This is a genomic window from Pseudomonas macauensis (assembly GCF_047902425.1).
Lineage (GTDB): Bacteria > Pseudomonadota > Gammaproteobacteria > Pseudomonadales > Pseudomonadaceae > Pseudomonas.
In genome coordinates this window covers 4,940,869-4,961,494 of the sequence record NZ_CP138377.1, presented here as the reverse complement: position 1 = coordinate 4,961,494, position 20,626 = coordinate 4,940,869, and the positions used below count along the sequence as shown (strand labels likewise).

Below are 20,626 nucleotides of genomic sequence, written 5' to 3'. Positions count from 1 at the left end.
GGACGCCCCATTGCGGGGCGGAATTGCGCACCTTATGCCTGATCGCGTGGCGAGTCAAAGGGCGGCGATTACAAGGCGTTTCGCGAAGAAGATGATGTGATCGCGGGCAAATCCCGTTGAATGGGCGCGCGCGGTACGAAGGGAAGGGGGCCACGTCCCTGTGGCCGAAGCGGGTCAGGCGCTGAGCTTGTGGGTTACTTCGGCGAGCTCGCCGGAGAGGCCGTGCAGGTGGCGGCTGGCGCTCTGGGTGCGTACCACGTTTTCCTCGTTGGTGGCGCCGATGGCTGTGATCTCGGTGAGGTTGCGCGAGATGTCCTCGGCAACCGAGGTCTGCTCCTCGGCGGCGGTGGCGATCTGCCGGTTCATGTCGCGGATCGCCTCCACGGCCTGGGTGATGCTGCGCAGCACTTCGCCGGCCTGGGTGACGCGCTCCACACCCTGTTCGCTGCGGGTCTGGCCGCTCTCGATGGCGCGCAGGGCGTTGACCGAACCAGTCTGCACGGTGTCGATGATCTGGTGGATCTCGGCGGTGGACTCGGCGGTGCGCTGGGCCAGGGTACGTACTTCATCGGCGACCACGGCGAAACCGCGGCCGGCTTCACCGGCGCGGGCGGCCTCGATGGCGGCGTTGAGCGCCAGCAGGTTGGTCTGGTCGGCGATGCCACGGATCACTTCCAGCACCTTGCCGATGCGCCCGCTGTCGCTTTCCAGGCGGCGGATCACTTCGGCGGTATTGGCGATCTCGTTGCTCATTTCGGTGATGGTGACGATGGTGGTCTTCATCACTTCGCCGCCCTGCTGGGCGTGCTGGTCGGCATCGTCGGCGGCGCGCGCGGCGTCGGAGGCGTGGCGGGCGACTTCCTGGGCAGTGGCGGACATCTCGTGCATCGCCGTGGCCACCTGGTCGGTGCGCGAGAACTGCTCGCGGGTGCCTTCGGCCATCAGGGTGGCGATGGCGTTCAGTTCGCCGCTGGCGGTGTCCAGTTCGCTGGTGCTGTGCTTCAAGCGGTTGAAGGTATCGGCGAGGAAGTCGCGCAGGGTGTTGGCGGCGCGCGCCAGGCGGCCGAGTTCGTCGCGCCGGCTGGCGTCGACGCGCTCGCCGAAGTTGCCTTCGCTGAGCTGGGCGATGTGCTCGATCAGGCGCGCAATCGGGCCGATCAGGTTGCGATTGACCAGCCACAGGCTGAGCAGGCCCAGCACCAGGCCAGAGATCAGCAGGATCAGGCTGCCGCTGATGACGGTGCTGTGAGCACTGGCGGAAATGCTCCTGGCTTCTTCCTGGGCGTCGCGGTGCAGGCTGTCCACCAGAGCGGCCATCTGGTCGCTGGCGGCGCGGTCGATGCCCTTCACCGCGGCATCGCCGGCGCGCGGGTCGCTGCCGGCGGCGAGATAGGCGTCGCGGCCCTTGCGGTAGGCCTGGCCGAGCTGGCGGTGCTCGTCGCGCAGGCGGCTCACTTGGGACTTGAGCTGCGGGTCGGTGGCGGCGTTCTGCTCCAGGCGCTGGAGGATGTCCTGCACGGCACGCTCCTGATCCTCGAACTGGCCCCAGTATTTGTTCAGGTCGGCCGGTTGCTGGCCGCGCAGCAGGACGTTCTTCCACTCCTGCACCTGGATCTTGAAGGCGACGTTGGCCTGGTCGACCAGTTGTGAGGCCTGCAGCGGGCCGTCCAGCAGGCGCTGGTAGGCGCTGACGCTGCCGGAGAGGAAGTGGAAGCAGGCGAGGGCGATCAGCAGTACGAGCAGCAGGCTGCCGCCCAGCAGCGAAAGGATCTGGGTACGCAAGGATGTGTTGGGGGACATGGTGGAACGCCTCTTGGGACGCAAAGGGATATCGGTCAGTCCCTTGAATCGGCAACGCCCGTGCCTTCCTTAGCGCGGGCAGACGAATGGTGATCGTGCGGCGGAACGTCTGGGACGGGCGCTCAGGCCAGGTGCAGGTGGTTGTCCCAGAATGCGGGCGGCAGTTCCAGCGGGGTGCCGGCGATGCGCTCGCCACGGCAGTCATAGACTCGGCAGCGGCCTTGCCCGGAGGTGACGACGAAGCCGTCCTTCACTGCGCCGACGCCGGCGCAATCGGGCAGCGGCGCATCCAGCCGTACTTCGCCGGTATCCAGGTCCCAGATGAAGAAGCGGTTGCCGCGCGGTGCGGTCAGCGCTACCAGTCGCAGGTCGCTGTGGATGGCGACGCTGGCGGTGTACTGGGTCATCGCCAGGCGTTGTTCGTCCTTCAGCGGGAAGGGCTGGAAGGCCTCGCCGGGGCGCTTGATGGCGAGAAGGTCGGCGTGGTCATGGCTGTCGCCCATGTACTGCTGGCCGGCGACGATGGTGCCGTCGGCGGCGATGGCCAAGTGGCGCACGCTGTTCATCTGCTGCGCCAGGGTTTCCTTGGAGATCAGCGAGCCATCGCGGCGCATCAGCACCAGGCTCGGTTCCATGGCGTCGAGGTTCATCTCCACGCGGCTTTCGGCTTCGGTGCGGATGCCGCCGTTGGCCACCACCAGGGTTTCACCGTCGGGCATCCAGGACACCTGGTGCGGGCCGAGACCGTGGGTGGAGACTTCGCCGGTGTGCGTGAGGCGCTCGCCGTCGAAACGGTACACGCCGAGCATGCCACGGCCCGGATCGGTGGTGTCGTTCTCGGTGGCGTAGAGCCACTCGCCGTCCTTGTGCCAGACGCCGTGGCCGTAGAAGTGGCGGTCGGCTTGGGAGTCGAGAGTCTGCAGCAGGCGGCCGTCGTCCAGATGGATCAGGTAGCTCTGTCGGCCCGGCCGGCGGGCGACGAACAGCGCCAGCGGCAGGCTGGGATGCTGGACGATGTCGTGGCAGCGCAGCCCCACCTGCGTGGCGAACACGCGGCTGCCATCCAGGCGATAGCCCACCGCGTAATGCTTGCCATCCGCGTCGTCACGGGCGGACAGCAGCAGGGGCTCCTTGCCCTTGCGTGACAGCGTCCAGCCGCCGAAGGTCAGGGCGCCGAGCAGCAGGCTGCCCAGGCCGAGCACGTGACGTCGCAACATGGCGTTCACCTCTTTCATTCATTCGCCTTGATCTGGCCGACGCGCAGCCGATCAATCGCCGTCGTTGGCGTTGAAGCCGAGTTGCACGCCCAGGGCCTTCGCGAGGTCGCTCTCATGCAGGCGGTGGACGGCATTGAGGCTGTCGTACAACTCGTTCAGCTGCTTGAGGCCGGCTTCGTCCTTGAGCAGGTCGCTGAGCGGCTTGTCGATCGCCTTCAGCTTGCCGTGGGTGTCGGCGTAGGCGGCGTCGATCTTGCCCGCCAGCTCTTTCTGCTCGGCCGGCAGAAGGGCGCGCAGGCCCTTGTTGTCGGTGCCGTTCCACAGCGCCTGGGCGCCGGTCAGGCTGGCATCCAGGCTTGCCAGGGAGGCGTCGCTGCGCCAGCCCTCGGCCTGGAACGGCTGCGGGATGCCCTTGCTCTGGCGGCCCAGCGGGGTGCCGAGTTTCTTCTTCAGCATGTCCAGTGCGGTGACCTGCACGCGCAGCAGTTCGGCGATGGCCTCGTGGGCATCGGCGTAACGGTCGTTGGGGAACTTGGAGAGTTGGGCGAGCATGCCGCCGTCCTGCTTCCACTGCGCCAGGATGCCTTCCGCCAGGGCCTGTTGGTGCGTGCCGATGGCTTCCAGCAGCGGGCAGTAGCGCGCCTTGGTCTCGGCGTTGGCCAAGTCGATCCTGGCGTCGAAGAGGATGTATTCGTAGGCGGTCAGGCCTTGCACCACGACGCTGGATTTATCCAGGGTCGCCGGGGTGATCGGGTTGCCGCTGCCCAGCAACTGCTCGACCTGGCGGGCGACCAGGTTCTTCTTGTCCGGCCAGAATTGCACCTGCCAGGCGCGGTTGCCCTCGGCCAGCGGGCCGACCAGCAGCGGCTGCAGCTCGGCCCAGGCCTTTTGCGCGGCCATGTAGTCGGCGCGGGCTTTGGCCAGGTCTTCCTTGCCCTGGCAGTAGGCCAGGGCGCTGGCGGCCAGGGCGCGGTCGGCGTCCACCCAGCGGCTGTAGGTCGGCAGGATCACCTGTTGGGCCAGCGTGGCGCTGGTGGTGGCCTGCGGGTCGGTGGGCGAGCAGGCACCCAGCGCGATGGCGAGGCTGGTGATCAGTAGACGGGGGCGGAACATGTTCGGCTCGGCTCCTTAGAGTGAGTTCAGGAACGCCAGCAGGGCATTGCGCTGCTCGGCGTTGAAAGTCAGTACGCGCTGCTTGGCCGCTTCGGCTTCGCCACCGTGCCAGAGCACGGCTTCGAGCAGGTTGCGGGCACGGCCGTCATGGAGGAACTGGGTATGGCCGTTGACCGTCTCGGTCAGGCCGATGCCCCACAGCGGCGGCGTGCGCCAGTCGCGTCCGCTGGCGAGAAATTCCGGGCGATTGTCCGCGAGTCCATCACCCATGTCATGCAGCAGCAAGTCGCTGTAGGGGCGGATGACCTGGTTGGCCAGTTCGGGTTCTGCGGCATTGGGGCCGGTGGTGAATTTCGGCGTGTGGCAGCTGCTGCAGCCGCTGTCGACGAACAGGCCCTTGCCGGTCAGCACCTGCGGGTCGTCGACCTTGCGCCGCGCCGGCACCGCGAGGTTGCGGGCATAGAAGGCGACCTGGTCGAAGATGTGCTGGCTGACTTCCGGCTTGCCGCCGTCGATGGCGTTGCGGCAGTCGACCTGGGCGTCGGTACAGTCGTCGGTGGGCAGCAGGTCGCTGGTCAGGCCCATGTCGCCGGAGAAGGCGTGGGCGTTCTGCTGGGCGACGTTGGGCTGACCGGCCTTCCAGCCGAAGCGGCCGAGTACGGTCTCGTGGCGCGCATCATCCCAGACCTGGTTGGCGCGGCCACGAATGCCGTCGCCGTTGCGGTCGTCCGGGTCGGCGTTGGCGAGGATGTCCTCCTCGCGGATCGATTCGAGCAGGCCCAGGCCGATCATCGGCGGGGCGATGCGTGCGGAGAACTGGGTGTTGGCCTGCATCGGGCCATAGCCGAGATTGCTGATGCGCAGGGTAGGCTTGCGCAGCTCGACCACGGTGCCGTCCTTGAAGCGCACCGGCACCGGCTCGTAGTCCACCCGTACCTTGCCTTCGGGCGCCACGCCGGGGATGGCCGAATCCTGCAGTTGGCCGCCATACACCGGCTCGGGCACCACGCCCAGGCGCTTGAGCGTGCGCGCATCTTCCGGGCCGGCCGGAATCGACAGGCGCACCAGCATGGAGACGGCGTTGACGTCATTGGGCTCTGGCGGATGGCCGCGGCCGTCCTTGATGTGGCAGTTCTGGCAGGCGTTGGTGTTGAACAGCGGGCCCAGGCCGTCACGCGCGGTGGTGGTGGACGGGGCGATCACCCAGGGGTTGCGGAAGAAGCTGTTGCCGACGCTGAAGTCCAGGCGGCGGCTCGGCGTGAGGTTGGCCGAGGGCATCGAGTAGGCGTTGCGGTCGCTCTGGCCGACCGTGGTGGCGCCGCCGGAAAGCGCTTCTCCCGGCTCGGCCACGGCGTGCCGGGAGGTCTCCGGCTTGCAGGCGGCAAGGGCGAGGACGCAAAGCATCGGTACGAGCAGAACGGCGCGGCGGTGGAGCATCGACTTCAGTTCCAAGGCTTGAAAATGCAGCTCTCCATCTTATCAGGGGAGCCAAATGCAAATCTGAGAAATTTGTATTTAAGAATCGACCTTGGCCCGCTGCGAAAATGACAAAGCCCCGCACTGCGGGGCTTTGTCGGGACCGGACCGGCACTGCGGCGTGGAGCCGCAGCACTGGAATGCCTGGATCAGAACTGGTGATCGGCGGTATCCGGCTTCAGGTCCTGCACGCCGACGGCGGCAGCAGCCTTCTCGATGGCGCCGGTCTGCTTCACCAGCGAGGCGATGGCGTCGCGGATCTTCTGCTGATCGTCCTTGGCGTCCGGAGCGATCATCTGGTCGAAGTGCACACCGTCCTTCTCGGCACGGTCGACGATGGCCTGCATCTTCGCTTCGGTACCTTCCAGGTCGGCCTTCAGCTCGCTGTCGGCCTGGGCGTTGGCCTTGGCCACCAGGTCGGACAGGCTCGGGCCTTTCACCACGCTGCCGTCTACACGCTTGTACTCGCCGGTGTAGATGTTGCGGATGCCCTTGGCATCGAAGAACAGGGTGTGGTGGGTGTCGTCGCTGAAGCAGTCGTGCTCGTCTTCGGTGGAGTTGGCTTCCAGGGCGACCTTCATGCGCTCGCCGGCCAGCTCGCCCAGGGACAGGCTGCCCAGGCCGAAGAACATCTTGCGCAGGTTGTTGTCGGCGCTGTCGGCCTCCAGCTTGGCGCGGTAGTTGTCGGCCACGCCGGCTTTCCAGTTGCCGACCATCTCTTCCATCTGGGCCACCAGCAGGTCGGTGACGGCCTTCAGGTAGGCGGCGCGACGGTCGCAGTGACCGTTGGTGCAGTCCTTGCCCTGGGCGTAGTCGGTGTACTTGCGATCACCCGCGCCCGGCTTGGTGCCGTTCAGGTCCTGGCCCCAGAGCAGGAACTCGATGGCGTGGTAGCCGGTGGCGACGTTGGCTTCGGAGCCGCCCAGTTCGTTCAGGCTCAGCAGCTTCTCGCCGGTGATTTCCTTCACGTCGATCTTGTCTTCGCCGACCTGGATCTCGGTGTTGGCGATGATGTTGGCGGTGGCGCCGGCGTTGCCTTCGGCGTGCTGGTAGTCCTTGGCGACGTAGTCGATCAGGCCTTCGTCCAGCGGCCAGGCGTTGACCGCGCCTTCCCAATCGTCGACCACGGCGTTGCCGAAGCGGAAGCCTTCGCTCTGCGAGTAGGGCTTGCGCGCGGCCAGCCACGCTTCGCGGGCGGCTTTCAGGTTGGCTTCGCTGGGCTTGGCGATCAGCGCATCGACGGCGGTCTGCAGGGCCTTGGCGGTGGTCAGGGCGTCACCGAAGGTGGCTTCGGCGATGTCGGCGTAGTTCTTCACTACGGCCTTGACCGCGGCCTCGTCGACCTTGGCTGCCGCCGGGGCGTTGCTCTGGGTGCTGGCTGCCGGGGTAGCGGCCTGGTTCGCAGGGGCTTCGGCTTTCTTGTCATCGCCACAGCCGGCGAGGGAAATGGCGATGGCGAGCAGGCTGGCAGTGGCCCAGGGCATACGTGTCATGACGGGTTCCTTTGAGGTGTAGGAGGCGCACGAGATCGAACTGCGCAAGAAAAACGGCAACATAATGCGAAAGATTTGCATTTTTGAAAAGAGTGTTCGAACGAGCTTTCTCGGAGAGTGGCCAGCAGGTCGCCAGCAGGGCGGTGGATCTCGCGTTGCGGGGGCTTTTCGCTGTTCGTAGGAGCGAGGGGGACCCTTGGTTCTTGCTCGCGAACAGCTTCGCGCCAGTGCCGCGAGGAGGGTAGGGCGTATAACGCACCGCGTTATACGCCGCTTGGCCTTGATCTCCGGACACTCCGAACTCGGCCTGGGAGCCAGCCGATGGAGTGAGGTGTAACAGCGTACAACCGCGAACGGTTGTACGCCCTACGGCATGTCAGTGCCGCTCGACCGAGCCGTTCGAACCGCCGCCGGCCACTTCGGCCAGGCGCCTGGCCTGCTTGAGGTAGAGGGTCAGTTCGCGCGCCGGCAGCGGCTTGCTGTACAGGTAGCCCTGACCCTCGTGGCAGCCCTGGGCGATGATGTAGGTCTCCTGCTCGACCGTCTCCACGCCCTCGGCGATTACCTGCATGCCCAGGCTCTTGCCCAGCTGGATGATGGCGCGAACGATGGTGGCGTCGTCGTCGTCCAGCAGCAGGTCCTGGACGAAGCTCTTGTCGATCTTGATCTTGTCCAGCGGCAGGCTCTTCAGGTAGCTCAGTGAGGAGTAGCCGGTGCCGAAGTCGTCGATGGCGATCAGGGCGCCGGCGCGGCGCAGGCTGAGCAGGTGCTGGGCGGCGGTGGAGATGTCCTCCATCAGGCCGGTCTCGGTGATCTCCAGCTCCAGCGAGCGCGGTGGCAGGCGGTGCATCTGCAACAGGTTGCTGACCACCCGCGGCAGGGCGTTGTGGCGCAGTTGCACGGTGGACAGGTTGACCGCCAGGCGCAGGTCGTCGAAACCCTGGTCGTGCCATTCGCGCAGTTGCCGGCAGGCCTGGTCGAGCACCCATTCGCCGATGCTGAAGATGCTGCCGTTCTGCTCCGCCAGGGGAATGAACAGGTCCGGCGCCACCCAGCCCTGGGCTGGGTGCTGCCAGCGCAGCAGCGCTTCGACGCCGACCACGCGGTGATCGCGGTAGTCCACCTGCGGCTGGTAGACCAGGTGCAGCTCGTTGCGCGCGAGGGCGTCGCGCAGGTCCTTCTCCAGTTCGCGGCGGCGGCGCATCTCGCTGTCGACGCTGGCGATGTAGAACTGGTAGCGGTTGCGCGAGCGGCTCTTGGCCAGGGTCATGGTCTGCTCGGCCTTCTGCAGCAGCTTCTCGGTGGTCTCGCCGTCCTCGGGGAACAGGGTGATGCCGATGGTGGCGCGCAGGTGCACCAGGTGCTGGTCCAGCTCGAAGGGGGCTTCCAGGTCGTCGAGGATCTGCTGGGCCAGCTCGGCGGCTTCGTAGGGCTGTTCGATGTCGGCCTGGACCAGGGCGAACTGGTCGCCGCCCAGCCGCGCCAGGGCGCCCAGGTGCGCGCTGCGGGTGCGCAGGCGGTCGGAGAGGGCGATCAGCAACTGGTCGCCGAACTGGTAGCTGTACTGCTCGTTGATGCCCTTGAAGTCATCCAGCCCCAGGCACAGCACGGCGACGCGCCGCTGCTGGCGCGAGGCGCTCTCGAGAATCTGGTCCAGGCGCTGCTGCAGCAGCTTTCGGTTGGGCAGGCCGGTGAGGAAGTCGTACTGGGAGATGCGCAGCAGGCTGTCTTCGGCCTCGCGGCGCAGATGTCCGTTGCGCTCGATGGAGGCGAGCAACTGGTTGGCGGTGTTGACCCACAGGCCCAGTTCGTCCGTTTCGTGGCCGTGGGGCATCGGCAGCTTGTGCTGGCTGGGGCGGTCGGGGTTGATCGCGGCGAGGTGCTCGATGATCTTCGACAGTGGCTTGGTCAGCATCCATTGATAGACCATGAACAGCACCAGGCCCATGGCCAGGGCGCGCAGCAGGCCGGAGAGGAAGATGATCCCCGAGGTGGTGACGAAGTCCTCACCGTAGGGCGCGGTGTCGAGGGTGATCTTCAGGTCGCCGTAGTATTCGTTGGAGCCGCCGCGGCCGGCCAGGCGGATGGCGTAGTTCTGCTCGGCGCCCAGGATCGGGTCGGTCAGCCAGCGGGTGGGGGATTCCAGCAGCGGGCGGGATTTCTCCGCCAGCATGGGCTCGTCGGGATGGCCGATGGCGGCATAGCGCACGGCCTCGTGCTGGAACAGCCCTTCGAGGACCTGCATCGCCATGTCGCGGTCCAGGCTGTAGACCGCCTGGGTGGAGGGGTCGCGGACCATCGCCAGGATGCGCTGGGCGTCGTTGTATACGGCTTGCCGGGCCTTGTGTGCATCGAAAACGATCTGGGCACAGCTGAGCACAACCCCGACCACGAGGGCCGCGAGTAACACCATTCGCAGCAGCTTGAGGGAGAGGCTGTGCCGGGGGTCCAGTTTCAAGGGGCTTTCCTTGTTCATCGCCTGGGGCGAAATACTGGTCTGAGTATTGGCAATTGGCGCTATGGCGTCAAAGGGCCATCGTTGCATTTTTGACAGCCTAGACTTTTCAGGTTAGCCGACCCGCCGCTCTTGCGCGCACAGAACGAAGAAACCCGGCACAAGGCCGGGTTTCCAGGGTCACGCTGGGGGGAATCAGGCAGCGAAGTTCTTCGCTACGAAGTCCCAGTTCACCAGGTTCCAGAACGCTTCCACGTACTTCGGACGCAGGTTGCGGTAGTCGATGTAGTAGGCGTGTTCCCACACGTCGCAGGTCAGCAGCGGGGTGTCGCCGCTGGTCAGCGGGCAGCCGGCGCCGATGGTGCTGGCCAGGGCCAGGGAGCCGTCGGCCTTCTTCACCAGCCAGCCCCAGCCGGAGCCGAAGGTGCCGATGGAGGTCTTGCTGAACTCTTCCTTGAACTTGTCGAAGGAACCGAAGGCAGCGTTGATGGCGTCAGCCAGGGCGCCGGTGGGCTGGCCACCGCCGTTGGGGCTCAGGCAGTTCCAGTAGAAGGTGTGGTTCCACACCTGGGCTGCGTTGTTGAAGATGCCGCCCGAAGAGGTCTTGACGATGTCTTCCAGGCTCTTGCCTTCGAACTCGGTGCCCGGAACCAGGTTGTTCAGGTTCACGACGTAGGTGTTGTGGTGCTTGTCGTGGTGGTATTCCAGGGTTTCCGCGGAAATGTGCGGCTCAAGGGCATTCTTCGCGTAAGGCAGCGGCGGCAATTCGAAAGCCATGGTGTCTCTCCTATCTCACTCAGTCTGGGCTAGCGCGGCGAACGCGCGACCGGTACACGGGGCCGGTTGAAGTATGGGTCGCGGCATCCGGGCGTAGCTGCAATGCGTCCGCAAGGGACCAGGACAGCGCGCCAGTTGCGTCCGGAGGGCTGAGCCCGCCGGCGCCGCGAAGGTCGGATCATAGCACCCGACCTGTGGCATATCCACGCAGCATCTGTAGGGTCAAAGGCCATGCGGCAGAGGCCGCGCCGGTGCGCGCTTCTCACTATGCTCCGACCGGGATGACGGATCGTCGTTCGGACTTTTTATCGTCAGCGGGCGAATACCAGCTGCGCCGCCATGCCCAGCATCATCACCGCCACCATCAGGTCCACCAGGCGCCAGGTGGTCGGCCGCGCCAGCCAGGGAGCGAGCCAGGCGGCGCCCAGGGCCAGGGTGAAGAACCACAGCAGCGAGGCGCTGGCCGCGCCCATGGCGTAGGCACCGGGCGCCGCCTGCTGGGCGCCGAGGGAGCCGATCAGCAGCACGGTGTCGAGGTAGACATGAGGGTTGAGCAGCGTCACCGCCAGCGCTGCCATCAGCACGGTACGGCGTGAGCGCGGGCCGGTCTCTCCGGCGTCGGCCATGGCTTCGGGCGAGATGGCCCGGCGCAGCGCCTTCACGCCATACCAGGTCAGAAAGGCGACGCCGCCCCAACGGGCGATGGCCAGCAGCGTGGGATTCTCGGCGAGGACCTTGGCCAGGCCGAACACCCCGGCGCTGACCAGGATGGCGTCGCACAGCACGCACAGTGCCGCCACCGACAGGTGGTGTTCGCGGCGCAGGCTCTGGGCGAGGACGAAGGCGTTCTGCGCGCCGATGGCGATGATCAGGCCGGCGGCGACCAGCAGGCCGTTCAGGTAGCTCTGCCACATGGCGTCAGACCTCTTCTTTTTTATCGACAGCGGGGGGGGTGGCGGCGAGGGCGCGCAGCACGTCCAGCGCGCGCGGGCCGTCGGCGTGGGCGACGAACAGGTGGTCGTGGTACCAGGCGGCGATCACGTTGCAGCTGATCCCGGCCTTCGCCAGGGCGGTCGCCACGGCGGCGGTGAGGCCGACGGCCTGCAGTGCGGAATGCACTTCCAGGGTCAGCCAGGCGGCGACGTAGTTAAAGCCCAGCCCGGCCTTCTCGGCCTCGGCGCGCGACAGGATCAGTGTCAGCCCTTCGCGCTCGCGGAAGCTGCCCAGTGGCTGCAGGCCGGCGGGCATCCGGCCGTCGGGCAGGGTGCAGAAGACGTACTCGCCGTCGTTGAGTACCGGGGTCATGCCACGCAGCAGCGCGGCCAGGGAGGTTTCACCAGCCATGGGAACGTCCATCGAAGAAGGGGGATTGCTGGCGATTGTCGGGTGTTCGGTTGTATAAGAAAAACCAATGTTGCTGATATCTCATTAGGAAATCTGATCGTGTTCGACTACAAGCTGCTCGCCGCCCTGGCCGCCGTGGTGGAGCAGGGCGGCTTCGAGCGCGGCGCCCAGGTACTGGGGCTGTCGCAGTCGGCAATCTCCCAGCGCATCAAGCTGCTCGAAGCGCGGGTCGGCCAGCCGGTGCTGGTGCGGGCGGCGCGGCCACAGCCGACCGACCTGGGCCGGCGTCTGCTCAACCATGTACAGCAGGTGCGTTTGCTGGAGGGGGACCTGCAGCAGTGGGTGCCGGCGCTGGACGACGGCGCGGCGCCTGAGCGCCTGCGCCTGGCGTTGAATGCCGACAGCCTGGCGACCTGGTGGGCGAAGGCGGTGGGTGACTTCTGCAGCGAGCGTCATGTGCTGTTGGACCTGGTGGTGGAGGACCAGGAAGTCGGCCTCAAGCGCATGCGCGCTGGCGAGGTGGCCGGTTGTGTCTGCGCCAGCCCGCGCCCGGTGGCCGGAGGGCGCTGCGAAGCGTTGGGGGCGATGCGTTATCGCGGCCTCGCCAGCCCCGAGTTCGTCGCCCGGCACTTCCCAAAGGGCGTGACACCGGCGGGCCTGGTGCGTGCTCCGGCCATCGTCTATGGCCCGGACGACCAGTTGCAGCACCGTTACCTGCAGGCCCTGGGTGTCGACGGCCACTTCAGCTATCACCTGTGCCCCTCGTCGGAAGGCTTCGTGCGCATGACCAGCGGCGGCCTGGGGTGGGGCCTGGTGCCAGAACAGCAGGTAATGGGCGAACTGGAACGCGGTGAGCTGGTGGACATGCTGCCGGGCCGGGTGATCGACGTGCCGCTCTACTGGCACCACTGGCGCAACGGCGGCGAACTGCTCGCCGCCCTGACCCGGCACCTGCTGGCGAAGGCTCCGGAGCTGCTGGTGCCGATCAGCCCCGAATGACGATCCTGCCGCTGCCTGGCAGTTGCTCGATGCAGCGTGCGCCGAATAGCTTCGACGGGGTGAAGTAGCCGGCGGACTCGGGCTGGGCGAGCAGGTGACGGACGGCGAACAGCACGCCGTGAATGGTCACGTCGTAGCCGTTGGCGGTTTCCAGCCGCGCGGTGCGGCGCTCGCCACGGGCATTGCGCACTTCGCCCCAGACCCAGGTGCGCAGTTTGCTGCGGGCCAGTTCGTCGGGGCCGTGGACGCGCTTGTCCACTTGTTCCTTGAGCCAGTCCTGTACGCGCTCGCGGCCCAGCAGCGGGCGGAAGCTGTCCATCAAGCGCATGCCGATGGCGGCGGCGGGCGGCACCGGAAGATAGACTTCGATGTCGCCGATGCCGGTGGAATAGTAGGCGGTCGCCACATCGCCCCAGGGGATGGTCACGGCATGCTTGAGACCACGGCCGAAGTCGATGTCGCGGCGTTTGTAGCCCAGCGGCACGTCGCGCAGGCGCCCGGCCTCGCGCACCTTGCCGCCGAGCTTGAGGCCTTCCACCGTGGTCTTGGCGGTGCCCGGCGACAGCCCGCTGCCGCTGTCGAAGCCCAGGGCCAGGTGAGTCGCTTCCGGCATGGCCTCCTTCAGGCAGGCGGCCACGCAGTCGGTGGGGATCACGTCGAAGCCCACCCCGGGGCAGAGCGCGATGCTCGCCGCACGGGCGACCTCGTCGAGGCCGTGGGCGTGCTCGAAGGCGGCAATCTCGCCGGTGATGTCCACGTAGTGCGTGCCACTGGCGAGGCACGCCTCGATCATTGGCGCGGCGGTGGCGGAGAAGGGGCCGGCGCAGTTGGCGACCACCGCGACATCCGCCAGTGCGGCCTGGGTGGCGGCACTGTCGTTCAGGTCGAAGACCCGGCATTCCAGGCCGAGCGTGCTGCCCAGGGCATGCAGGCTGGCCGGGTTGCGTCCACCCAGGAGCGGCGTCAGGCCTTCGCGTTGCGCCTGCTCGGCCACCAGCCGGCCGGTGTAGCCGTTGGCGCCATAGATCATCCAGTGGGGCTTGCTCATGCTGTGCTCTCGCTGAAAAAACCGATCCCTAGAGCGTAGTTCCAATCGCCGCCTGGCTGTCACCGACCGCAAGTCGTGCAACCCTGACGCGGCCGTGCGGTCTGCAAGGACTCGTTTCTGGCGTACAAGGCCAGGGTAGTGCGGTGCGGCGACTGCTAGAGTCGCCGCATTAGAAGAACAGGAGTGGCGTGCATGAAGATTCTGGTCACCGGAGCCAGCGGGTTCATTGGCGGGCGCTTTGCCCGTTTCGCCCTGGAGCAGGGGCTGGCGGTGCGGGTGAACGGACGGCGCGCCGAGGCGTTGCAGCCATTGGTGGCGCGCGGCGCCGAGTTCATGGCGGGCGACCTCGCCGATCCGGCGCTGGTGCGTGCGCTTTGCAGCGACGTCGATGCCGTGGTGCATTGCGCCGGTGCGGTGGGCGTGTGGGGCAGCCATGACTACTTCCACCAGGCCAACGTGGTGATGACTGAATCGGTGGTCGAGGCCTGCCTGAAGCAGAAGGTGCGGCGTCTGGTGCACCTGTCGTCGCCGTCGATCTACTTCGACGGCCAGTCCCATGTCGGCATCAATGAAGAGCAGGTGCCCAGGCGCTTCGCCAATCACTACGGCTCGACCAAGTACCAGTCGGAATTGGTGGCCCTCGGCGCCCAGGAGTTCGGCCTCGAAGTGCTGGCGCTGCGTCCGCGCTTCGTCACCGGCGCTGGCGACACCAGTATCTTCCCGCGCCTGATCGCCATGCACCGCAAGGGGCGCCTGCGCATCATCGGCCAGGGACTGAACAAGGCGGATTTCACCAGCGTGCAGAACCTCAACGACGCCCTGTTCGCCAGCCTGATGGCGGACGACGCGGCGCTCGGCCAGGCCTATAACATCAGCAACGGCCAGCCGCTGCCGCTATGGGACGTGGTCAACTACGTGATGCGCCGCCTGGAGCTGCCGCCGGTGACGCAGCACGTGCCTTATCCGTTGGCCTATACGCTGGCGCTGCTCAACGAAGGCGTGTGCAAGGTACTGCCGGGGCGCCCCGAGCCGACGATGAACCGCCTCAGCATGGCGGTGCTGGCCAAGGACTTCTCCCTGGACATCACCCGCGCCCGCCAGTATCTCGACTATGACCCGCAGGCCAGCCTGTGGGATGCGCTGGATGAGTTCTGCGACTGGTGGAAGCTGCGCGGTGTTTGAGCGCGTTTCGTAGGAGCGGAGCTTGTCCGCAAATGGGCCCGGCGCGCGCCGATGTTCGCGGAGAAGCTCCGCTCCTAGGAGAGCACTCCTCGCCTAGCGCGGTACACGAGCACCGCCCCGCAACGGACCTGAATACTGTCGCTCACCGGCCTGCGTCGGCCGGAAGCTCGGCTCCTGCACTACGCGGGGTAGCGTCACGCCGCTCAGTTCGCCGAGCCGCAGGCCCAACTGGCGGGTTTCTTCCCGGTCGGAGCCGGCGCAGGCGTGCAGCATCCGACCGATGGCGTCGCTTTGCTGGAAGTGGATATCCAACCCCTGTTCGGCGCGCAGCCGGCGGCGCAGTTCGCGCATGCAGTCCAGGATGGCCTTGTTGAATTCGATCACCCGACGTCCTCCCCCATGAAAGGCACCCGGACGGCGCCCAGTGTCTGGGGCGGGAGCAAGCGCCATGCCACGCTGTCGCAAGGCCAATAACGCTGGGCCGCGGGGGAACTGCACCGCCCATTGCGGGGTCTTCTGTGCGCCGACCCGGTGCGTCGCGCTCCGTGATGGCACGCTGCTCATGCCTGTGCCTGAACGGATATACTGCGCGTTGCGCAGGCAACACGCCGCTTTATCCCCACAGGTTCACTCCATGCGTAACGACCAGTTCGACGAATTCGATGATGTGCCCAGCCTCTCCACCGACGCCTCCGACCGTGACGAGTTCGGTCATCACCCGCGCCGTGTGTTTGAGCCCAACGGTCGTCCGCTGCCCCAGCCGGCGAAGCGCGGCGGCAGCACCGGGGCACTGTGGGCGCTGGTCGCCGCCATGGCCATCGCCCTGGGCGGCGTGGCCTGGTGGAGCCACCAACAGCTGCTGCTGATGGAGCAGCAACTGATCGCAACGCAGGAGAGCTTCGCCAAGATCAGCGAAGAGGCCGCCGGTCGCCTGGATGACATCCGCGGCAAGTTCGTCGCCAATGAGTCCAACGGCACCAGCGACCGCGAGGCGCTGAAGCTGCAGGTCAAGCAACTGCAAGGCCGCCTGGCCGAGCAGGCCAAGGCGCAGCAGGCCTCGCTGTCGGAGTTCGACGGCGCCCAGGGCAAGCGCCTGGCGCAGCTCAATGCTGACTTCAAGGCCCAGCAGGACAGCGCCGCGCAACTGATCGCCCAGCTCGACAGCAAGCTCAAGGCGCTCTCCGACGAGCAGGCCAAGTACAAGAGCGTACAGGCCGACCTTGCCGCGGCCAGCCAGCAGATCCAGGGGCTCAACACCGAGATCGCCAACCTGAAGAAGCAAGGCAACCAGAGCCAGGCGATCAAGAGCATCCAGGACGACCTGCTGGTGCTGCGTTCCGAGGTCGATGGCCGCCAGGGCCAGGCCAGCAACGACACCAAGGAGTTCGATGTCTTCCGCATCCAGGTGATGCGCAACATCAACACCCTGCAGCAGCAGGTGCAGAACCTCCAGCAGCAGCTCAGCACGCGCTGACCTTCGGCGCTGGCGCAACCGCACAGGCCCTCGCTCCTACGGAGCGGGGGCTTTTCGTTTGTGCGATCCCTCCTTGTGGGTACTGACCGCAAGTCTTGCCGCAGATCAGTTTTCGACAGGGGGACGAGGCGAATAATGCCTAGCAAATGAGAGTCATTCCGATTCTTCCTGTCAGGCACTTTTGCCCGGAGGCATCCCATGCACCCTGTTCAAGCGCATCGCCGCTACCGCATCACGGGATACCGTCCCGGAATCGGCGCGGCCTTCCGCCAGCGTCTGTTCGCCATGGGCCTGTTGCCCGGCGCCGAGCTGCACGTGCGCCGCGTGGCGCCGCTGGGCGATCCGGTGCAGGTGGATACCCGCCAGTGCAGCCTGGTGCTGCGCCGCCGCGACCTGGCCTTTCTCGACCTCGCCCCGCAGGATTGAGCCCCCATGGATGAACTGCGCATCGGCCTGATCGGCAACCCCAATGCGGGCAAGACCACCCTGTTCAACCAGCTCACCGGCGCCCGCCAGCGGGTCGGCAACTGGGCCGGCGTCACCGTGGAACGCAAGGAGGGCAGCTTCCGCACCGTGCGACACAACGTGCGCCTGGTAGACCTGCCCGGCACCTACTCGCTGACCACGCTGTCCACCCAAGCCTCGCTGGACGAGCAGATCGCCCGGCGCTGCATCGTCGATGGCGAGGTCGACGTGCTGGTCAACGTGGTTGACGCTACCAACCTGGAACGCAACCTTTACCTCACCGTGCAGCTGCGCGAGATGGGAGTGCCCAGCGTGGTCGCGTTGAACATGCTCGACATCGCCCGCAGCCAGGGCCTGAACATCGACCGCGAGGCGCTGGCGCGGGAGCTGGGTTGCCCAGTGGTGCCACTGGTCTCGACCCGTGGCGAAGGCATCGACGCGCTGAAGGCTGCCATCGATGACCTGGGGGCTCAGCAGCCCCTGCAGGTGCCGTATCCCGCCTCGCTGCGGGACGCCGTCACCCAACTGCTGCCTGTTGATGCGCCGCCGACTCAGGCCTGGATGGCGCTGCTGGCGCTGGAGGGCGACCTGCACAGCGCCCGCCAGCTCAAGCTCGACCCGGCGAGCCTGTTGGCCGCGCGTGACGCAATCCGCTGCGCCTGCGGCGAAGACCCGGAACTGCTGCTGGTGGATGCACGCTACCGGCTGATCGGCGAACTCTGCGAGCGTGCCAGCAACCATCGACAGGCCGCCCCACATCGCCTGACCCAGGCGCTGGACCGCGTCGCGCTGAACCGCTGGCTGGGCATCCCGGTGTTCCTGTTCGTGATGTACCTGATGTTCTTCTTCGCCATTACCCTGGGCGGTGCGCTGCAGCCGATCTTCGACCAGGGCTCCTCGGCGCTGTTCATCGATGGCATCCAGTGGCTGGGCGCCCGCAGCGGCGCGCCGGACTGGCTCACCGCGCTGCTGGCCCAGGGGCTGGGCGGCGGCATCAACGCGGTGCTGCCGCTGATCCCGCAGATCGGCCTGATGTACCTGTTCCTCGCCCTGCTGGAAGACTCCGGCTACATGGCCCGCGCGGCCTTTGTCATGGACCGCCTGATGCAGGCCCTCGGCCTGCCGGGCAAATCCTTCGTGCCGCTGATCGTCGGCTTCGGCTGCAACGTGCCGTCGATCATGGGCACCCGTACCCTGGATAACCCGCGCGAGCGGCTGATGACCTCGATGATGGCGCCGTTCATGTCGTGCGGTGCGCGGCTGGCGATCTTCGCCGTGTTTGCCGCCGCTTTCTTCGGTCAGAACGGTGCGCTGGCAATCTTCTCGCTGTACCTGCTGGGCATCGTCGTGGCGGTGCTGACCGGGCTGCTGCTCAAGCACACGCTGATGCGCGGCGAAGCCTCGCCCTTCGTCATGGAGCTGCCGCTGTACCACGTGCCGCACCTGCGCAGCCTGCTGCTGCAGACCTGGATGCGCCTGCGCGCCTTCATCGTCCGCGCGGGGACGGTGATCATCCTGGTCAGCCTGGTGATCGGCGGCCTCAACAGCGTCACCCTCGACGGTCGCCCGGTACAAGGCGACATCGCCGATTCGGCCCTTTCCAGTCTCAGTCACAAGGTTACGCCGCTGCTCAAACCCATGGGCGTGCACGAGGACAACTGGCAGGCCACTGTCGGCCTGGTGACCGGCGCGCTGGCCAAGGAAGTGGTGGTCGGCACGCTGAACACCCTGTACACCGCCGAACACATCCAGGGCGAGGCCTTCGATGCCGATGCGTACGATCTCTGGGGCCAACTGAAACAGGCCGGCGCGGATACGCTGGATGGCCTGCGCGATGCCTTCAGCCTCAGCGTGCTGGCCAACCCGGTGGCCGCGAGCATGGCCGACGGCGAGATGGAGGAGGGCTCCATGGGCACCTTCGCCGCCAAGTTCGGCAGCCCGCTGGCCGCCTACAGCTACCTGGTGTTCGTGCTGCTCTACGTGCCCTGCGTGGCGACCCTCGGTGCACTCACCCGCGAGAGCGGCCGCGGCTGGATGACCTTCGCGGTGTTCTGGGGCCTGAACGTGGCGTATTCGCTGGCAACCCTCTGCTACCAGGTGTTCAGCTTCGCCGAGCATCCGCAGTACAGCGCGGTGGCCATCGGCCTGGTGCTGGTGTTCAACCTGGTGCTGTTCCTGATCCTGCGCTGGGTCGGTCGGCGCGGCCTGGAGCTGGACGGCGAGCGCGAATTGCACGCTGCACCGGCGGGGAGCTGCCACTGATGGCCACGGCAATCGCGGTGCGTAACCTGCTGGGTGAGATGGGCGAGGCGGATGTGCCGGCCCTGGCCCAGCGCCTCGGGGCCTCGAAGGCCCTGCTCGAAGCGCTGCTGGAGCGGCTGCTGGCGATGGGCGTGGTGGAAAAAGTTGCGCCGGAGTCGGCGGCCTGCGGGAGCTGCAAGGGTTGCGCGGAGGCAGCGCGGTGCGCGACGACGGAGTATCGGTTGGCCAGCCACAACGCTGCAGCCCCTTTACGCTGGATGACTTCGTGATCCCATCCTGCGACGAGCTCCGACACAGAACCTGACGCGCTTTTGTAGGAGCGAGCTTGCTCGCGAACCTCTCGGCACCGGGGTAGGGGGGCGCGAGCAAGCTCGCTCCTACAGGTCATGCCCGCCTTTTGGCTCGCGGAAAGAAAAAGGGCGCCTTCAATCGAAGGCGCCCTTTTTACTGGCGCTGGAGCCCGCCGTTACAGGCGCGGGTAATCCAGATAGCCGACCGGGCCCTTGGCGTAGAAGGTTTCCGGGTGCGGCTCGTTCCAGGCGGCGTCTTTCTGCAGACGGGTCACCAGGTCCGGGTTGGCGATGAAGGGTACGCCGAAGGCAACCGCGTCAGCCTTGCCGCTCTCCAGCCACTGGGTGGCGGTTTCCTTGGTGAAGCGTTCGTTGGCGATGTACACGCCGCCGAAGATTTCCTTCAGCTTCGGGCCGATGCTGTCGTCGGCGGCCTTCTCGCGGGTGCAGATGAACGCCACGCCACGCTTGCCCAGCTCGCGAGCCACGTAGCCGAAAGTGGCCAGCGGATCGGCGTCGCCCATGTCGTGGGAGTCCATGCGCGGTGCCAGGTGCACCCCGACACGGCCGGCGCCCCAGACGCCGATCACGGCATCGGTGACTTCCAGCAGCAGACGGGCGCGGTTCTCGACGGAGCCGCCGTACTGGTCGGTGCGCTGGTTGGTGCTGCTCTGCAGGAACTGGTCGAGCAGGTAGCCGTTGGCGCCGTGTACTTCCACGCCATCGAAACCGGCGGCCTTGGCGTTCTCGGCACCGATGCGGTAGGCCTCGACGATGTCGGCGATCTCTTCGGTTTCCAGGGCGCGCGGGGTGACGAATTCCTTGATCGGACGCACCAGGCTGACGTGGCCGGCCGGCTTGATCGCGCTCGGCGCCACCGGGGTTTCGCCGTTCAGGTACAGCGGGTCGGAGATGCGGCCCACGTGCCACAGCTGCAGCATGATGCGACCGCCGTTGGCGTGCACGGCCTTGGTGATGTTGGTCCAGCCGCGCACCTGGTCATCGGACCAGATGCCGGGGGTGTCCGGGTAGCCCACGCCCATCGGCGTCACCGAGGTGGCTTCGCTGAGGATCAGGCCGGCATCGGCGCGCTGGGTGTAGTACTCGGCCATCAGCGCGTTGGGCACACGGCCTTCGTCGGCGCGGCAGCGGGTCAGCGGGGCCATGATGATGCGGTTGGGCAGTTCCAGGTCACCGATGACGATGGGATCGAAAAGCGTGGTCATTGCGT

18 protein-coding genes and 1 pseudogene are annotated in these 20,626 nt (G+C 66.7%); 6 read left to right on the top strand and 13 right to left on the bottom strand.

The window, feature by feature from the left end; genetic code table 11:
• Window positions 1-174: 174 nt before the first annotated feature.
• From SD196_RS22715 to SD196_RS22670, 10 genes and pseudogenes are all read right to left on the bottom strand, one after another.
• Window positions 175-879: a methyl-accepting chemotaxis protein gene (locus SD196_RS22715; RefSeq protein ID WP_416311767.1), complete on the bottom strand. Its 705-nt coding sequence runs from the start codon at window positions 877-879 to the stop codon at window positions 175-177.
• 228 nt (window positions 880-1,107) lie between these two features.
• A pseudogene (locus tag SD196_RS22710) lies at window positions 1,108-1,317 on the bottom strand (methyl-accepting chemotaxis protein); the annotation flags it as partial.
• A 605-nt stretch (window positions 1,318-1,922) separates the two neighbouring features.
• A complete protein-coding gene (locus SD196_RS22705) occupies window positions 1,923-3,017 on the bottom strand; it encodes a DUF1513 domain-containing protein (RefSeq protein WP_343577339.1) in 1,095 nt (364 codons plus the stop codon).
• Window positions 3,018-3,068: 51 nt separating this feature from the next.
• Complete coding sequence (locus tag SD196_RS22700) at window positions 3,069-4,130, bottom strand: imelysin family protein (protein ID WP_275608614.1); 1,062 nt, start codon at window positions 4,128-4,130, stop codon at window positions 3,069-3,071.
• A gap of 15 nt (window positions 4,131-4,145) precedes the next feature.
• Window positions 4,146-5,534: a di-heme oxidoredictase family protein gene (locus SD196_RS22695; RefSeq protein WP_275612011.1), complete on the bottom strand. Its 1,389-nt coding sequence runs from the start codon at window positions 5,532-5,534 to the stop codon at window positions 4,146-4,148.
• A gap of 221 nt (window positions 5,535-5,755) precedes the next feature.
• Window positions 5,756-7,099, bottom strand: a complete 1,344-nt coding sequence (locus tag SD196_RS22690) for an imelysin family protein (protein ID WP_275608613.1) — start codon at window positions 7,097-7,099, stop codon at window positions 5,756-5,758.
• 376 nt (window positions 7,100-7,475) lie between these two features.
• Window positions 7,476-9,557 carry a putative bifunctional diguanylate cyclase/phosphodiesterase gene (locus SD196_RS22685; RefSeq protein WP_275608612.1) on the bottom strand — a complete coding sequence of 694 codons (2,082 nt, stop codon included), beginning with the start codon at window positions 9,555-9,557 and terminating at the stop codon, window positions 7,476-7,478.
• A 192-nt stretch (window positions 9,558-9,749) separates the two neighbouring features.
• Complete coding sequence (sodB, locus tag SD196_RS22680) at window positions 9,750-10,331, bottom strand: superoxide dismutase [Fe] (RefSeq protein WP_152225940.1); 582 nt, start codon at window positions 10,329-10,331, stop codon at window positions 9,750-9,752.
• A 311-nt stretch (window positions 10,332-10,642) separates the two neighbouring features.
• On the bottom strand, window positions 10,643-11,245 hold the full coding sequence (locus SD196_RS22675) for a LysE/ArgO family amino acid transporter (RefSeq protein ID WP_275608611.1): 603 nt from the start codon (window positions 11,243-11,245) through the stop codon (window positions 10,643-10,645).
• Between the two features lie 4 nt (window positions 11,246-11,249).
• Window positions 11,250-11,675 carry an ACT domain-containing protein gene (locus SD196_RS22670; protein ID WP_416310698.1) on the bottom strand — a complete coding sequence of 142 codons (426 nt, stop codon included), beginning with the start codon at window positions 11,673-11,675 and terminating at the stop codon, window positions 11,250-11,252.
• Between the two features lie 93 nt (window positions 11,676-11,768).
• On the opposite strand from SD196_RS22670, the gene SD196_RS22665 reads away from it, so the two are divergent.
• A complete protein-coding gene (locus tag SD196_RS22665) occupies window positions 11,769-12,674 on the top strand; it encodes a LysR family transcriptional regulator ArgP (RefSeq protein WP_416311766.1) in 906 nt (301 codons plus the stop codon).
• On the opposite strand, the gene SD196_RS22660 is transcribed toward SD196_RS22665, so the two are convergent.
• Complete coding sequence (locus tag SD196_RS22660; protein WP_416310697.1) at window positions 12,661-13,722, bottom strand: saccharopine dehydrogenase family protein; 1,062 nt, start codon at window positions 13,720-13,722, stop codon at window positions 12,661-12,663. The two genes, SD196_RS22665 and SD196_RS22660, sit on opposite strands and share 14 nt — an antisense overlap.
• Before the next feature lie 192 nt (window positions 13,723-13,914).
• Here SD196_RS22660 and SD196_RS22655 point away from each other — a divergent pair, with 192 nt between their 5' ends.
• A complete protein-coding gene (locus SD196_RS22655; protein WP_416310696.1) occupies window positions 13,915-14,904 on the top strand; it encodes an NAD-dependent epimerase/dehydratase family protein in 990 nt (329 codons plus the stop codon).
• A 93-nt stretch (window positions 14,905-14,997) separates the two neighbouring features.
• Here SD196_RS22655 and SD196_RS22650 read toward each other — a convergent pair whose 3' ends face one another.
• A complete protein-coding gene (locus SD196_RS22650; RefSeq protein WP_343577745.1) occupies window positions 14,998-15,285 on the bottom strand; it encodes a hypothetical protein in 288 nt (95 codons plus the stop codon).
• Window positions 15,286-15,538: 253 nt separating this feature from the next.
• Here SD196_RS22650 and SD196_RS22645 point away from each other — a divergent pair, with 253 nt between their 5' ends.
• The 4 genes from SD196_RS22645 (at window position 15,539) to SD196_RS22630 (ending at window position 19,374) form a co-directional block, all read left to right on the top strand.
• On the top strand, window positions 15,539-16,378 hold the full coding sequence (locus SD196_RS22645) for an ATPase (RefSeq protein WP_275608607.1): 840 nt from the start codon (window positions 15,539-15,541) through the stop codon (window positions 16,376-16,378).
• A 198-nt stretch (window positions 16,379-16,576) separates the two neighbouring features.
• The gene (gene feoA, locus SD196_RS22640) at window positions 16,577-16,804 is read left to right on the top strand and encodes a ferrous iron transporter A (RefSeq protein WP_370600035.1); all 228 of its coding nucleotides are present in this window, start codon (window positions 16,577-16,579) and stop codon (window positions 16,802-16,804) included.
• A 6-nt stretch (window positions 16,805-16,810) separates the two neighbouring features.
• Window positions 16,811-19,105, top strand: coding sequence for a Fe(2+) transporter permease subunit FeoB (gene feoB / locus SD196_RS22635; protein ID WP_416310695.1), 2,295 nt, complete (start codon window positions 16,811-16,813; stop codon window positions 19,103-19,105).
• Complete coding sequence (locus SD196_RS22630) at window positions 19,105-19,374, top strand: FeoC-like transcriptional regulator (protein WP_416310694.1); 270 nt, start codon at window positions 19,105-19,107, stop codon at window positions 19,372-19,374. Before feoB ends, SD196_RS22630 begins: the two co-directional genes overlap by 1 nt.
• A 197-nt stretch (window positions 19,375-19,571) precedes the next feature.
• Here SD196_RS22630 and SD196_RS22625 read toward each other — a convergent pair whose 3' ends face one another.
• Complete coding sequence (locus SD196_RS22625; protein WP_416310693.1) at window positions 19,572-20,621, bottom strand: alkene reductase; 1,050 nt, start codon at window positions 20,619-20,621, stop codon at window positions 19,572-19,574.
• Window positions 20,622-20,626: the final 5 nt, after the last annotated feature.

Coding starts and splice junctions, on each gene's coding strand:
- SD196_RS22715 (WP_416311767.1), bottom strand. CDS start 879: ATGTCCGCCACTGCCCAGGAAGTCGCCCGCCACGCCTCCGACGCCGCG.
- SD196_RS22705 (WP_343577339.1), bottom strand. CDS start 3,017: ATGTTGCGACGTCACGTGCTCGGCCTGGGCAGCCTGCTGCTCGGCGCC.
- SD196_RS22700 (WP_275608614.1), bottom strand. CDS start 4,130: ATGTTCCGCCCCCGTCTACTGATCACCAGCCTCGCCATCGCGCTGGGT.
- SD196_RS22695 (WP_275612011.1), bottom strand. CDS start 5,534: ATGCTTTGCGTCCTCGCCCTTGCCGCCTGCAAGCCGGAGACCTCCCGG.
- SD196_RS22690 (WP_275608613.1), bottom strand. CDS start 7,099: ATGACACGTATGCCCTGGGCCACTGCCAGCCTGCTCGCCATCGCCATT.
- sodB (WP_152225940.1), bottom strand. CDS start 10,331: ATGGCTTTCGAATTGCCGCCGCTGCCTTACGCGAAGAATGCCCTTGAG.
- SD196_RS22675 (WP_275608611.1), bottom strand. CDS start 11,245: ATGTGGCAGAGCTACCTGAACGGCCTGCTGGTCGCCGCCGGCCTGATC.
- SD196_RS22670 (WP_416310698.1), bottom strand. CDS start 11,675: ATGGCTGGTGAAACCTCCCTGGCCGCGCTGCTGCGTGGCATGACCCCG.
- SD196_RS22660 (WP_416310697.1), bottom strand. CDS start 13,722: ATGAGCAAGCCCCACTGGATGATCTATGGCGCCAACGGCTACACCGGC.
- SD196_RS22655 (WP_416310696.1), top strand. CDS start 13,915: ATGAAGATTCTGGTCACCGGAGCCAGCGGGTTCATTGGCGGGCGCTTT.
- SD196_RS22645 (WP_275608607.1), top strand. CDS start 15,539: ATGCGTAACGACCAGTTCGACGAATTCGATGATGTGCCCAGCCTCTCC.
- feoA (WP_370600035.1), top strand. CDS start 16,577: ATGCACCCTGTTCAAGCGCATCGCCGCTACCGCATCACGGGATACCGT.
- feoB (WP_416310695.1), top strand. CDS start 16,811: ATGGATGAACTGCGCATCGGCCTGATCGGCAACCCCAATGCGGGCAAG.
- SD196_RS22630 (WP_416310694.1), top strand. CDS start 19,105: ATGGCCACGGCAATCGCGGTGCGTAACCTGCTGGGTGAGATGGGCGAG.
- SD196_RS22625 (WP_416310693.1), bottom strand. CDS start 20,621: ATGACCACGCTTTTCGATCCCATCGTCATCGGTGACCTGGAACTGCCC.